Consider the following 14251-nt stretch of genomic DNA (forward strand, 5'->3'; position numbering starts at 1 on the left):
CGGGCGCCAAGTGCCCGGCCATTGGGAAGCCGATCTCGTCTTGTTCGCGAAGTACGGTCAGGCCATCCTCACCCTGCACGAGCGATCCTCTCGCATCCTGCTCGCCGCAAGGCCGCCAAACAGGACCGCAGACCTCATCGCCGACCTGATGCATCGCATCCTCGAACCCTTGCCCGAACCCCTGCGCCGCTCTATCGCCTTCGACAACGGCACCGAGTTCGCGCGCCACTACCGGCTCCATGACCTCGGCTTCGCCACCTTCTTTTGCGAGCCCCATGCCCCCTGGCAGAAAGGCGGCATCGAGAATGCCATCGGCCGCCTCAGGCGCACCCTGCCCCGCAAAACCGATCTCGCAACCCTCTCAGATCAGCGCTTCGCAGACCTTCTCAGGGCCTACAACTGCACTCCACGTAAGTGCCTTGACTTCCAAACCCCAGCCGAGATCTTTCTTGCTCAACTGTTGCACTTCGAATGTGAATCCACATCCCGGCCTGCGCCGGGATGACGTTCCTGGGTGTGGGACGTATGCGCCTCCTTCGCTCTCCTCGCTTACGCGGAACACGACTGCGCCATGATGCCGGGATGACGTTCGCGTGTGCGGCGGACATCAAAAATCCGCTCTCGTCCGTGCGGAGCGTGGCTGCGCAATGACGCACCGGATGACTTCGCATTTGCGGAATGCTGCTCCACCCTGCCCCGCCAACTTCGCCCCGGCCGGCCTGAAAGGCCGAGCCGCGCACTTGCGCGGCGCGCTTTAGCGCGCCGGGGCGAAGTTGGTGGGGCAGGGATTTAGTGCGTAGGTCCGTGTCGATCGGGCTTTGGCTTCCTTCGTCATCCTCGGGTCATTGCAGAGGGAGAGAGTCGTTGGACGCAACGCGTTGCGCTTTCCCACGTGGACGAATGGGTCCTAGGCACAAGGCCTAGGATGACAGTTGAGTTTGTGGCGGCCCCTCGCCCTGCATTTCCCTCACCATCAATCTGCTCTCAGCCTCCATCTGCCCCTCACCCCGTCAAACGGGGAAACGGCAGAAGCGACCCGGCGGTTGGCGGGAGTTTGCTCTTGTGACTGCCCCTCACGCTCTATCTGCCCCTCACCTGGCCCTCTCCCCGTCAAAACGGGGAGAGGGGAAGAGACCCGGTCGTTGGCAGTCTTTACTCCGGCGGCGTTTCGGTCCGGCCGGTCAATCGGGCGGCGTACCGGGATGGCAAACCTATGCGGATCCATACGTCCGCAACGTCACTGAAGCGCGCAGAAACTTGAAAATGCGTCCTGGGCCTTAAGTGCGGGTGGCGATGGAGGAGTGGGCATCCTACGTTCAAGATGTGCGCCTGTGCCCGCACACCGCCACCGCCCACACGGAGCATCCCCATGAAAGCCGTCACTGTTGCTCGCCCCGCGGGGCTCGATCATCTTCAGGTCGTCGAGCGCGGCGATCCGGGCGCACCGGGGCCGGGGCAGATCCGCGTGCGGATCGCTGCCAATTCGCTCAACTATCACGACTACGCCGTGGCCGCGGGCGCCATTCCGACCGCCAACGGACGCATCCTGCTGTCGGACGGCGCGGGCGTCGTCGAAGCGATCGGAGACGGCGTGACGGAGTTCGCGGCGGGCGATCATGTCGTCTCGTGCTTCTTCCCCTATTGGCAGGACGGCGCTCCGCCGCACGGCAACTTCAGCCACGTGCCCGGCGATGGCCTCGATGGGTATGCCTGCGAAGCTGTCGTCACGCCGGCGCACTGGTTCACGCATGCGCCCAAGGGCTGGAGCCACGCCGAAGCGGCGACGCTGCCGTGCGCGGCCGTGACCGCATGGCGGGCGCTCGTCGTCGAGGGGCAGCTCAAGGCCGGCGACACGGTGCTGATCCTGGGGACGGGCGGCGTCGCGATCTTCGCGCTGCAGATGGCGAAGGCCATGGGCGCTGTTGCGATCGTCACGTCCTCGTCGGACGCGAAGCTCGAACGCGCGCGCGGCATGGGCGCGGACTTTACCGTCAACTACAAGACGGACCCCGACTGGGGCAGCACCGTGCGCGCCTGGACCGGCAAGCGCGGCGTCGATCATGTGCTCGAGATCGGCGGGCCGGGAACGCTGGCGCAATCGATCACGGCGACGCGCATCGGCGGACATATCGCGCTGATCGGCATCCTGACAGGCATCAAGGGCGAGGTGCCGACGCTCGCCATGATGGCGAAGCAGATCAAGCTGCAGGGCATCGTCGTCGGCAGCCGTCAGCATCAGCTGGACTTGGTGCGCGGGCTTGAAGCGACGGGCATCCGCCCCGTGATCGACAAGACGTTCGCGCTGGATCAACTCGCCGACGCTTTCCGCCATGAGGAACAGGCGCAGCATTTCGGCAAGATCTGCGTGGAGGCGTGAGGCGATAGGATCCAACCGCGTCGGAAGCGGTTCGTTCACATCGTACCGGCTTACGACACGGGCGGGTTAAACGGATCGAACTCCTCGACCCGGTTTCCTTTAAAGGCGTGAAAGCCCAAGAAACTGGCCAATGCCAGGAGGGCGAACACGCTCGCGGCCTGCCAGACACCGACCACGCCCTCGTATACGGCAGCGATCCAGATGGCCCAGCCTATCGCGGCGCACGCTAAAACGACAAACCACCCGGCCTGCAATCCTGCGCTCCCGCGGATGAACCGCGCCTTCGTGTTGGCTGCGTGAATTCGCCGGCAGAGATCGCGAACGAACGGAGCATACGTGGCGGAACGATCCTCGAATTCCCCGGTTGAGACGAAGTGATGCGAGCGCACGACGATCTTGCCGTGCGCGCGGGTCGCGATCGTGCATTGCTCTTGTGGGCCGTCGACGCTCGCATACGAGATCAGGCGGACGCTTGCGATGTCGGCATAGGGAACACGCTTCCCGCTCTCACCGTGATGGACGGCGAGAGCGTCATTCCCGAGGGTGTAGGTCCGTACGTCGGAGAACAGATGCGGACGCACCGAATGCGCAAGCTCAGTCACATCACCGAAACCCACAAGACCCATGGCGCGATGCCGTATCGATACGTAGCCTGACTATGAACGTGTCGTTGTGTTCCGGCAAGCGCCGCACGAAACCCCGGTAGCGGCTACGGATCTGCTTCAGCACGAAATGAAAACGCCGCGAAGCGTGGGCTTCGCGGCGTGTTTGTTTGGTGCGGCGCCGGGCGACCGGGCGCTGCTGCCTCAGTCTTCCTTCTTGCGCGGGACGCTCGGGACAGCGCCGCCCGAACGCGGGGCCTTGTCCTTCTTGTCCTTCGGGCCCGGCAGGGCCTTGCGCGGCGGCGCCGCCTCGACCAGACCTGCCGCCTCGGCGACTTCGAGATCGTCGTCCTCGTCGTCCTCGTCCTTGGCACGCGACTTCTTGGACGGATCGCCGGGGATGATCTCGAACGTGAGCGTACTGTCCTCGCCCTTGCCCTGGACGAGCACCTTCACCGTGCCGCCATTCTCGAGCTTGCCGAACAGCAGCTCATCGGCGAGCGGCTTCTTGATGTACTCCTGGATGACACGGGCCAGCGGCCGGGCGCCGAACTTCTCGTCGTAGCCCTTCTCGCCGATCCATTTGTGCGCGCCCTCCGAGAGCTCGATCGTGACGCCACGGTCCGCGAGCTGGGCTTCGAGCTGGAAGATGAACTTCTCGACGACCTTGGCAATTACCTCCGGCGGCAGGCCGGCGAAGGGGATGACGGCATCGAGACGGTTGCGGAACTCCGGCGTGAACATCTTGTTCACGGCCTCGGTATCCTCGCCCTCGCGCCGCGCGCGGTTAAAGCCCATCGGCGGGCGGGCCTGATCGGCCGCGCCAGCGTTCGTCGTCATGATCAGGATCACGTTGCGGAAATCGACCTGCTTGCCGTTGTGATCGGTCAGCTTGCCGTGGTCCATGACCTGCAACAGGATGTTGAACAGGTCCGGATGGGCCTTCTCGATCTCGTCGAGCAGAAGCACGCAATGGGGATGCTGGTCGATGCCGTCGGTCAGCAGGCCGCCCTGGTCGAAGCCGACGTAGCCCGGAGGCGCGCCGATCAACCGCGAGACGGTGTGCTTTTCCATGTACTCGGACATGTCGAAGCGCAGCAGCTCGACGCCCATCAGGTTGGCGAGCTGTTTGGCGACTTCGGTTTTGCCGACGCCGGTGGGGCCGGAGAACAGGTAGCAGCCGATCGGCTTTTCCGGTTCACGCAGGCCTGCGCGCGCAAGCTTGATCGCGGCGGTGAGCGCCGTGATGGCCTTGTCCTGACCGAATACGAGCCGCTTCATGTCCTTGTCGAGGTTCGAGAGAACCTCGGCGTCGGACTTGGTGACCGTCCTCGGCGGGATGCGCGCCATCGTGGCTACGGTGGCCTCGATCTCCTTCACCGTGATCTTCTTCTTGCGCTTGCCCTCGGGCACGAGCATCTGCGAGGCGCCCGTTTCGTCGATCACGTCGATCGCCTTGTCGGGCAACTTGCGGTCATGAATGTATTTCGCGGACAGCTCCACGGCGGCCTTGATGGCCTCGCCCGTGTACTTGAGCTTGTGGAACTCCTCGAAGTACGGCTTCAGGCCCTTGAGAATGGCGATGCTGTCCTCGACGGTCGGCTCTTTGACGTCGATCTTCTGGAAACGGCGGACGAGCGCGCGATCCTTCTCGAAGTGCTGGCGGTATTCCTTGTAGGTGGTCGAGCCGATGCAGCGCACCGTGCCGGACTGAAGCGCGGGCTTCAGCAGGTTCGATGCGTCCATGGCGCCGCCGGACGTCGCGCCGGCGCCGATCACGGTGTGGATCTCGTCGATGAAGAGGATCGCGCCGGGATAGTTCTCGACTTCCTTCATGACCGCCTTCAGGCGTTCCTCGAAGTCGCCGCGATAGCGCGTGCCGGCCAGCAGCGCGCCCATGTCGAGCGAGAAGATGGTGGCGTTCTTCAACACCTCCGGCACCTCGCCGCGCAGGATCTTGCGCGCCAGGCCCTCGGCGATGGCGGTCTTGCCGACGCCGGGATCGCCGACGAACAGCGGGTTGTTCTTCTGGCGGCGGCAGAGCACCTGGATGGTGCGCAGCACCTCCTGCTCGCGGCCGATCAACGGATCGATGCGGCCGTCGCGCGCCTTCTTGTTCAAGTTGACGCAATATGTGTTGAGCGCGTCCTGACCGGGCTTCTTGTCTTCGCCGGTCTCGCTCGCCTGCTCGTCATCCACCCCGCGCACTCCCCTGGGCTCTGCCATCCCAGCTCGTTTGGCGATTCCGTGACTGATGTATTGGACCGCGTCGAAGCGCGTCATCTCCTGCTCCTGCAGGAAGAAGGCCGCGTGGCTCTCGCGCTCCGCGAAAATGGCGACAAGCACGTTCGCGCCGGTGACTTCCTCGCGGCCGGACGACTGCACGTGCACGACCGCACGATGAATGACGCGCTGGAAACCCGTGGTGGGCTGCGCTTCGGCGCTGCCCTTGTGAACAAGGTTGCCCAGCTCGGCGTCGAGATATTCGGTCACGCGCTGGCGCAACTGATCGAGGTCGACATTGCAGGCACGCATGACGGCTGCAGCGTCGCGATCGTCGATCAGGGCCGCGAGCAGATGCTCGAGGGTGGCGAACTCGTGATTGCGCTCGTTTGCAAACTCCAGAGCGCGGTGGAGCGATGCTTCAAGACTCTTCGAGAAGGATGGCACGTTCAACCTACTCTTTCTCCATGGTGCATTGTAGAGGATGGCCATGCTGGCGTGAGAAGTCCATAACCTGCGTCACCTTCGTCTCTGCGACCTCGTAGGTGAAGACGCCACAGATCCCGACGCCCTTGTGATGCACGTGCAGCATGATGCGTGTCGCTTCCTCACGGCCCTTGCTGAAATACTTTTCAAGCACGAGCACGACGAACTCCATCGGAGTGTAGTCGTCGTTGAGGATCAGTACTTTGTAGAGTGACGGTTTCTTGGTTTTTGGCCGCGTCTTGGTGACGAGGCCGGTTTTGCCCTCCTCGCCACTCTTGTCATTGTTACCCGCCCCATTACGTCCGGCCATTCTCAGTTCCAGTGTCATCTGCTCTTTGTCGATCCTTGCAGCGGCTACTTCCTCGCTGCGTCGTATGGGGCCATGTTTGCTCAGGTAGCTTGCGCCAGCAATGCCCCTTTACGGTCACCCCGCAGGGCGGGAATTCTAGAGGGAACCGACCAGATCAATCGGGCGAAATGAAAGTGGTGTCTTCCGTGCGATAAAAAAGGCCCATGGCTGGAAAGCCAGGGGCCTATTTTCCCGTCACTCGGCGAGCGCTCGCTCACCTGCCGTTCTGAAAGGCCTTCTCGACCGGCTTATAGGCGTCCTTGGCCAAGCTGCTGTACATGCCGCCGATCTTGGTCACCTGATGCAGGTAATCATCATAGGCGCGCTTGGCGAAGTTGGTCTGAATTTCGACTGCCTGCTCGACCGACTTGGCCGACGCAAGCTTCTCAAAGGTTGCCGTGCCATCTTCAAAAGCGCGCTTCGAATAATCGGTCATTTCGGCTGCGATCGCCTGCCAACCCTTGTTCCAATCGCCAAAGATCTTGATGAACGTATCGACGTTGGTTTGGCTAATCTTCTGAATATCTTGCAGATTGTTGATCATGAGCTGCCTACCCGTGCTGATCCGCTGGAAGAGTGCCGCCCTACAATTATAGGCGCTGCACCATGGTTTTCAAGCTTCGCATTGCGTCGCAACATGCTGGCGCCGCGGCCGGTAACCGGTTCGTTAACCCAATTGCAGGGCTCGTTCGCTAGCGTGACGAACCTCGTGTGCACGACTGGCGGTGGGCGTCGCCGGAAAGGCGCAGGCTGGCCCCAAAGTGGCCTAGAAGAATAGGCATGAAAACCCGCTTCAGGTATGGTTGACGCCTCGGCAGCGCCCAACGGGCAGGCGATTGCACGCCGAGGATCGGACTTCCGACCACGAGCATCACAGACGAGCATTTACCCTTGGGGGGCTCCTTGGCGACTGTCGTGACGCGATCGATGCTGCTGCTGCTGGCCGTCTGCGGACTGTCCTTGCTGCCGCTCGGTGCTGCACACGCGAAGAGCGACGCCAATAAGCAGGCCGCCTTCGTGTTCGACGCCAACTCGGGCCGCGTGTTGCACGATCAAGCCGCCGACGAACTGCGCTTTCCGGCGTCGCTGACCAAGATGATGACCCTCTACATGCTGTTCGGCGAGATCGAGCAGGGGCGTCTCACCTATCAAAGCAAGATCCGAATCAGCGAGCGCGCGAACGGCATGGCGCCGTCGAAGCTGGGGCTCGAGGTCGGCGAAGAGATTGCCGTCATCGACTGCATCAAGGCGCTCGTCATCAAATCGGCGAACGACATCGCCGTGGCGGTGGCCGAGCACATCGGCGGCTCCGAATACCAGTTCGCAAACATGATGACCGAGCGCGCCCATCAAATCGGCATGCGCAACACCACATTCCGCAATGCGTCCGGCCTGCCCAATCCCGCCCAGTTCTCCACCGCGCGGGACATGGTGACGCTGGCCCTGCGGCTGCAGGACGACTTTCCGCAGCATTACCGGCACTTTTCGCTCGCCTCGTTCGAGTACGGCGGCAAGATCTACAAATCGCACAACACCCTGATGCGCGGCTTTCCGGGCATGGACGGCATAAAGACAGGCTATACGCGCGCTTCGGGCTTCAATCTCGTATCGTCGGTGCGCGCGGACGGCAAACACGTCGTCGGCGCGGTGTTCGGCGGCAAGACCGCCGCGACGCGCAACGCGCTCATGCGATCCCTGCTCTATGCGGCGCTGCAGAACGCTTCCACCAGCAAGACCCGCGATTCCTCCTCGCAGTTGATCGCCTCGGCGCGGAAGCCTGCGAAGCCCGCACCGGTTCTGGCCGCTGTCGCGCCTGCTCCGCCGCCGCCGACGAAGCCTGCCGCCCGCGCCAACGCCGCCGCGGCGCCTCCAGCCGCTGCCGTGCCGCTTCCCGTCCGCGCCGTGCGCCGCACGCCCGATGCCATCGCCCAGGTGTTGTCGTCGGACACGGCACCCGCCAAGCCATCCGCTGAGCCCGGCGCACCCGTGCAGGTTGCCCGCCTACCCGAGCCCGGCGCGCCTGCCCAACCCGCCGAGTCCCCGCGCCTGGACCTTCAGGCCCTGCGCGAGGCGATGTCGGACGCGGAAACCGAAGACAATTCGGCGGCCGCGGACAATGAAAATAATGCGCCCCCGCCCGCGCGCCTGCTGCAGGCATCGGCCGGGACACCGCAGGACATTGCCGGGCTGATCCGGAAATCGCTCATCGACGGCGCGCCTGCTTCGGCTTCGGCTTCGGCTTCGGCTGCCCCTGCTTCGGCTGCCCCTCCTTCGGGTGCATCTGTCGCGGACGCAACCGGCTCGGTGGCGCGCCCTGCCTCGACGCTCGGCGCCCAGGCCAGCGCGCTCGGCGCCAGCGACATCGCGCGCAATCAAGAGGAAGGCTCATCGGCCCACGCCGCACTCGTTGCCGCACATGAAAGCGTTACCGTGCCGGCAAGGCCCAGCGCACCCGGCGGCAAGGGCTTCGAAATTCAGATCGGCGCCTATTCGACAGCGGACGAAGCACAATCGAAAATCGACGGCGTGCGCACGCGGGCCATCGCGTTGCTGGAAGGCCATAATGGGGTGACGCTTCCGTTCCAAAAGGCGGAGCGGCAGATCTATCGCGCCCGGTTCGTGAACTTCGATGAAGCGGCGGCTTCGGCAACCTGCCTCGAGCTGCGCCGGCTCGCCGTCGACTGCCTCGTCATGCGGGCGGAATAGGAACTCCGATGGCGGCCGTGCAGAGCTGGATCTCTGTCGCGGGTATCGCGCTCGACCTGATCGGATTCCTGCTGCTGCTCAGGGAATGGTGGATCGCCTTCTTCCACGAAAACGCGGTCCTCGAGCACCAGCAAAGGCGCGCCTGGGAGCAATCCCTGCGCCACCACCAAACCACGCATGCCTCCGACCAGCTCCGGACGCACCTCGATACGCACAACAGGATCCAGGACGAAATGGTGGAGCGCGGCGCCCGCGCACGCCACATCGCGACATTGAAGGCGCGCAAACGCTTCTTCGTGCTCGCGACCGTGCTGATCGTTCTGGGGTCGCTGCTGCAGCTCGCCGGCCAGCTGCCGGAGAGCGTCGTTTCCGCCGTCCTCAACGCTGGCTGAGCAAGACGTCTTTCGCTTCGTTGACCTGGGCGGCGAGATAGGTCGAGCCGCCGCGATCGGGATGCAGCTTCAGCATCAGGTCGCGATGGGCGCGGCGCACCTCCTCGTCGGTCGCGCCGGATTTCAGGCCCAGGATCTCATAGGCCTGCTCCGGCTGCATGCGCCCATCATGGTCGCGCATTTCGCGCTCGCCGCGTGAGACGTCATCCCTCCATGTGGGGTGGACGCGATCCAGATACGTTTCGAGCAACTGAGCCGACTGCGGATCGATAAAGCGGCAGTCGTGCCAAAGCAGGGCTACTTCAGCGGGCTTCAACGTGTCCAGGTTGCGGCCCGCGAACATGCCTTTCAGCACGCGGCCGCCCATGGCGCCGCTGTCGTGATCCAGTTCCATGGCGAGATGATCGGTGGTGACGGTGGACGACTTCCCGGGCTTCGGTGCCGGGGAACGGCGCCACGTCGGGGCATTGCCGCTCCAGCCCAAAAGCCAGCTTCCGACCATTCCCAGAACAGCGGCGACGCCGGGCGCGCCGCGCACCAGAAACAGGGCCGACGCACCGAGCGCGAGCGCGCCGCCCGCGAGGCGGAGTTGCCGCGCCAATGCGGCGGGATTGGCGCGCGTAAAGCCGCCCATCGAGAACAGCGCCAGGACGAGCGCGGCCAGGCCGAGTAGAAAAAACTGCATCAGCGCATCGATCCGGGCACGTGTCTCTTCCTGTCAAACGGAGAAGCCAGGCCATATCCGGCGCAGGCAGAAGCTTGCGTGCACTATAGACACCGCATTCGCATTCGGAAACCAAGGCAGGCTCGCGCCATCACCGCTTCATCTGGCCGAGCAGCCGGCGCGCGCCGGCCGAGCCGGGCTTGGCGAGCAGGGCTTGCAGCGCCTTCTCGCCGCCGGCCGCATAGACGGCAACCGCCGTCAGCAGATCGCGCAGCTCGGCGGCCGAGCCGGGACCAAAGCGGCACGCGGCGCCTTTCGTGAGGCGGGCGATCTCCGCGAACGCACGGGTGGCGTGCGGATCGTCTCCCTCCTGAAACAGGAATGCGGGCACGCCGAGCAGCGCAAGCTCACCCGCGCGTCCGGCTAGATCGTCGATTTGCTCCTCGACCGCGTCGCCGACATAGACGAGCGCGCTTATGCGCTTGGTCTCGGATTCGCGGCGAGCGTGCGTCAGCACCTTGCCGATCTGCGTGTAGCCGCCGTGGCAGGCGACCTGGCGCATGAGCCCAGCGAGCGCGTCCGCATTGGAGACCCAGCGCGACGCCCGCGCCTCACCGGCGCCACGGAAGTACATGAGCTGCACTTCAAGCGACCCGATCTCCTTGACCGCCTGAAACATCTCGGACTGGAGCGCGAGGGCCATGTCCCACGTCGGCGCGCGGCTCATCGTGGCGTCCATGGCGAACAGCAGGCGGCCGCGGCCCGGCCCCGTGGCGGGTCCCAGCGCTTTCACCTTGGCGACAAAATCGGCGATCTCACTGCTGGAGGACGCGTCGCGCGCGGCAACGCTGCCGGCTGCCTTGCCGGTGGCCAGCGGTTCAGACGTCGCGTTTTTAGGAGGCTTCAAGTCTCGCGCCATTGCGGGCCCACATCCATTTGACGGCCCTTAACATGGTGGGAAGCGAGAGCCGAAACAACGGCCGTCTTTCCCTCGACCAGGCGTCGCCACAGTCGCGAGCCGCCGCCCACAGCATCGCAACAGCCCCCCCTCCCCCCTAGCGGGGAGGGGTAGGGGTGGGGGATGATCTTGGAGCAATTTATAGGCCGGGTACTCCAAGCTCTTCCCCCCACCCCGCGCTTCGCGCGACCCTCCCCGCCAGGGGGAGGGTGAAGTGGGCGGATTCGTCTGAACAGAATCTGCTCTAATCGTCCTCGGAGACGTCCTGGGTCAGCAGGCCGACGTTGCCGCCGGTGGCCGTGATATCGGCGGTGCGGACGCGCTCGGTCGCGAAACGTGCGACGTAGTTGGGGCCGCCCGCCTTCGGGCCGGTGCCGGAGAGACCCTCGCCGCCGAACGGCTGGACGCCCGGCACGGCGCCGACCTGGTTGCGGTTGACGTAGAGGTTGCCGACACGGGCGTGCTCGGCAACATAATCGGCGACGTTCGAAATGCGGCTGTGGAGGCCCAGCGTCAGGCCGTAGCCCGAGGCGTTGATGTCTTCGACCACTTTCGGCAGATGGCCGCCCGCAAAGCGCACGACGTGCAGGATCGGGCCGAAGACCTCACGATCCAGGAGCGCCATCCGGTCGATCTCGTAGCAGGCCGGCGTGACGTACGTTCCCGCGCGGCAGGCCGTCGGCAGGCGCACGTCGATCAGCTCGCGGCCGTCGCGCTGCATCCGGACCTTGTGCGCCTCGAGCGTGTCCTGCGCCGCCTCGTCGATCACGGGGCCGATGTCGGTCGCGTAGTCGAACGGGTCGCCGACATCCAGCGCCTCGATGGCGCCGGTCAGCATGCGCAGCGTGCGGGTGGCGATCTCCTCCTGCACGAACAGAACGCGCAGCGCCGAGCAGCGCTGCCCCGCGCTGTCGAAGGCGGAGGTCAGGGCGTCGCGCACGACCTGCTCGGGCAGCGCGCTGCTGTCGGCGATCATCGCGTTGAGGCCACCGGTCTCGGCAATGAAGGGGATGATCGCGCCCCTGCGATCGGAGAGCGCCTTCTGGATGGACCACGCCGCTTCGTTACCGCCGGTGAAGGCCACGCCTTTGATCTTCGGGGATTTGACGAGCGCGGCGCCGACGGCGCCGGAGCCCGGCAGAAGGTGCAGCACGGTTTTCGGGACGCCGGCCTCGTGCAGGAGGCGCACGGCGAGCATTGCCGTGACCGGCGTCTGCTCGGCGGGCTTGGCGAGCACCGGATTGCCGGCCGCGAGCGCCGCCGCGATCTGGCCGACGAAAATGGCGAGCGGGAAATTCCACGGCGCGATGCAGGCGAACGGCCCGCGCGCGCGCAGCTCGATGGCATTCTGTTCGCCTGTCGGGCCTTTCAGGGGCGCGGCCGCGCTCAGCAGGCGGCGGGCCTCGACAGCGTAATAGCGCAGCAGGTCGGCCGTCTCGCGGACTTCGGCTTGAGCCGCAGGAAGCGTTTTGCCCGCTTCGCGGACCAGCACCGCCATCAGCCGCGCGCGGTCACGTTCGATCATGTCCGCTGCGAGATCCAAGACTTTGGCGCGCGCCGGGCCGCCGAGGCGGTCCCAGCCGTGCGCGGCGCGTTCGGCGACATCGATGGCCGCGTCGACCTCGCGCGGCGTGGCGATGCGGACGGATCCCAGCCGCTCGCGGCGGTCATGGGGGCAGGTGAGAAGCGCGGCTTGCGGGCCGCCGACATACTCGATGCCATCCACGACCGGGCCGGCGTCGAACGGACGGGCAAGGGCTGCGTCCATGTCCGCTAGCAGGGCCTGGCGATGGCCGCGGTCGGTGAGCGCGATGCCGCCCGAGTTCTTGCGTTCCGGCCAGTAGATGTCGCGGGGCCGGGGCATCGATCGCGCGGCAGCGGGCGCCCCGCGCTCGCGTTCGGCCGTCTCCACCGGGTCGCGGATGATCTGCGCAATGGGCGCTTCCTCATCGGCGAGGCGGTTGACGAACGACGTGTTGGCGCCGTTCTCGAGCAGGCGGCGCACGAGATAGGACAGCAGGTCCTCATGCTCGCCGACCGGCGCGTAGATGCGGCACGGGTGGCGCAGCTTGCCGGGCGCGGACACTTCCTCGTAGAGCGCTTCTCCCATGCCATGCAGGCGCTGGAACTCGAACCCGGTCTGGCCGGCGGCGACGGTCGCGGCGGCGACGGTGTGCGCGTTGTGGGTGGCGAACTGCGGATAGAACGCTTTCTCATCCGACAGCAGCAGGCGCATGCAGGCGAGGTAGGACACGTCGGTATGCAGCTTGCGCGTCAGAACCGGATAATCGGCGAGGCCGCGCTCCTGGGCCCATTTGATCTCGCTGTCCCAATAGGCGCCTTTGACCAGCCGGACGGGGATGCGCTTTCCGCCCAGCTCCGAAAGCCGCCGCAGCCAGCGGATGGTGGGGATGGCTCGTTTTCCATACGCCTGCACCGCGAGACCGAGCCCGGTCCAGCGCTCGAAGGCGGGATCGGTGTAGGCGCGGGCAAAGATGTCGAGCATCAGTTCGTGGCGATCCTGCTCCTCGGCGTCGATGGTGACGGCGAGGCCGTGCGCCTCCGCCGACTTGAGCAGCGTGAGGACGCGCGGATAGAGTTCGTCCGCAAGGCGCGCTTCCTTGCCCGCCTCGTAGCGCGGATGAAGCGCGGACAGCTTGACCGAGAGAGACGGACGGGCGAGCAGCGAATCCGGATGCGACAGCGGATTCGGGCCGGCCGCATGTCCCACCGCGTCGATGGCGCCCATGTAGCGTTCGAAGTAGCGCGACGCATCGCGCTCGGATTTTGCCGCTTCGCCCAGCATGTCGTAGGAAAAGCGGAAACCGCGCGCTTCGAAAGCCGCCGACCGCGCAATGGCCTCACGGATCGAGCGGCCCAGCACGAACTGATCGCCCAGCAGCTTCACGGCCTGACGCACGGCCTGGCGAATGACCGGCTCACCGGAGCGCGCGGCCAAGCGCTTCAAGGCCTCCCAGGGATTGGCGCCGCGCGCCTCCTTGAGCTTGACGAGGCGGCCCGTCAACATCAGGCCCCAGGTCGAGGCGTTGACGAGGATGCTGTCGGAATGGCCGCGGTGGCGGTCCCATTGGCCGCCCGCGATCTTCTCGGCGATGAAACGATCGGCCGTGTCGGCGTCGGGGATGCGCAACAGCGCCTCAGCGAGGCACATCAGGATGACGCCCTCTTCGCTCGACAGGCCGTACTCGCGCATGAAGGCATCGACGCCGCCGTGCTTGCCCACGCCATCGCGCGCGGCTTCGACGAGGATACGGGCCCGCTCGGCCGTGCGGCGGCGCTCGTCTTCGGTGTAGACGGCGCGCTCAATCAGGCCGCCGACGAGGCGCGTCTCGTCCGCGAAGAGGTGAGACGCAATCTCGTCGCGCGACGGCCGTTCGGGCTCGCCTGCGTGTCCGCCGGCGAAATCGGATTTTCTCAGCGCAACCATCTAGTGTCCCGATTCCGAAGTTCGCTTGAGTTTGCAGCTAGGTCCC

Annotated in this window: 11 protein-coding genes; 4 read left to right on the plus strand and 7 right to left on the minus strand. The window is 65.4% G+C overall.

Features of this window, described 5'->3' with window-relative positions; translation table 11 throughout:
- Positions 1 to 505: IS30 family transposase (locus tag ACTIFK_RS00005; protein WP_439540986.1), on the plus strand; the 505-nt coding region annotated here is incomplete at its 5' end.
- An 864-nt stretch (positions 506 to 1369) separates the two neighbouring features.
- The gene (locus ACTIFK_RS00010; protein ID WP_439540987.1) at positions 1370 to 2377 is read left to right on the plus strand and encodes a zinc-dependent alcohol dehydrogenase family protein; all 1008 of its coding nucleotides are present in this window, start codon (positions 1370 to 1372) and stop codon (positions 2375 to 2377) included.
- A gap of 50 nt (positions 2378 to 2427) precedes the next feature.
- On the opposite strand, the gene ACTIFK_RS00015 is transcribed toward ACTIFK_RS00010, so the two are convergent.
- The 4 genes from ACTIFK_RS00015 to ACTIFK_RS00030 all read right to left on the minus strand — a co-directional run bounded on the left by ACTIFK_RS00015 (position 2428) and on the right by ACTIFK_RS00030 (position 6581).
- Positions 2428 to 2979, minus strand: a complete 552-nt coding sequence (locus ACTIFK_RS00015) for a hypothetical protein (RefSeq protein ID WP_439540988.1) — start codon at positions 2977 to 2979, stop codon at positions 2428 to 2430.
- A gap of 204 nt (positions 2980 to 3183) precedes the next feature.
- Positions 3184 to 5649, minus strand: coding sequence for an ATP-dependent Clp protease ATP-binding subunit ClpA (gene clpA, locus ACTIFK_RS00020; protein WP_439541536.1), 2466 nt, complete (start codon positions 5647 to 5649; stop codon positions 3184 to 3186).
- 7 nt (positions 5650 to 5656) lie between these two features.
- Positions 5657 to 5998 carry an ATP-dependent Clp protease adapter ClpS gene (gene clpS, locus ACTIFK_RS00025; RefSeq protein ID WP_291149146.1) on the minus strand — a complete coding sequence of 114 codons (342 nt, stop codon included), beginning with the start codon at positions 5996 to 5998 and terminating at the stop codon, positions 5657 to 5659.
- A 253-nt stretch (positions 5999 to 6251) separates the two neighbouring features.
- Entirely contained in the window at positions 6252 to 6581 is a 330-nt protein-coding gene (locus tag ACTIFK_RS00030; protein ID WP_439540989.1) for a phasin family protein, read from the minus strand.
- 371 nt (positions 6582 to 6952) lie between these two features.
- Here ACTIFK_RS00030 and ACTIFK_RS00035 point away from each other — a divergent pair, with 371 nt between their 5' ends.
- Positions 6953 to 8743: a serine hydrolase gene (locus ACTIFK_RS00035; RefSeq protein ID WP_439540990.1), complete on the plus strand. Its 1791-nt coding sequence runs from the start codon at positions 6953 to 6955 to the stop codon at positions 8741 to 8743.
- A gap of 8 nt (positions 8744 to 8751) precedes the next feature.
- Positions 8752 to 9135 carry a hypothetical protein gene (locus ACTIFK_RS00040; RefSeq protein WP_439540991.1) on the plus strand — a complete coding sequence of 128 codons (384 nt, stop codon included), beginning with the start codon at positions 8752 to 8754 and terminating at the stop codon, positions 9133 to 9135.
- Here the strand turns inward: ACTIFK_RS00040 and ACTIFK_RS00045 are convergent.
- From ACTIFK_RS00045 to putA, 3 genes are all read right to left on the minus strand, one after another.
- Entirely contained in the window at positions 9122 to 9820 is a 699-nt protein-coding gene (locus ACTIFK_RS00045; RefSeq protein WP_439540992.1) for a DnaJ domain-containing protein, read from the minus strand. The two genes, ACTIFK_RS00040 and ACTIFK_RS00045, sit on opposite strands and share 14 nt — an antisense overlap.
- 130 nt (positions 9821 to 9950) lie before the next feature.
- Positions 9951 to 10718 carry a VWA domain-containing protein gene (locus ACTIFK_RS00050; protein WP_439540993.1) on the minus strand — a complete coding sequence of 256 codons (768 nt, stop codon included), beginning with the start codon at positions 10716 to 10718 and terminating at the stop codon, positions 9951 to 9953.
- Positions 10719 to 11001: 283 nt separating this feature from the next.
- Positions 11002 to 14205, minus strand: a complete 3204-nt coding sequence (gene putA, locus ACTIFK_RS00055; protein WP_439540994.1) for a bifunctional proline dehydrogenase/L-glutamate gamma-semialdehyde dehydrogenase PutA — start codon at positions 14203 to 14205, stop codon at positions 11002 to 11004.
- Positions 14206 to 14251: the final 46 nt, after the last annotated feature.

Origin of the sequence: Hyphomicrobium sp. (assembly GCF_051860585.1) — a bacterium.
Taxonomy (GTDB): Bacteria; Pseudomonadota; Alphaproteobacteria; order Rhizobiales; family Hyphomicrobiaceae; genus Hyphomicrobium_C.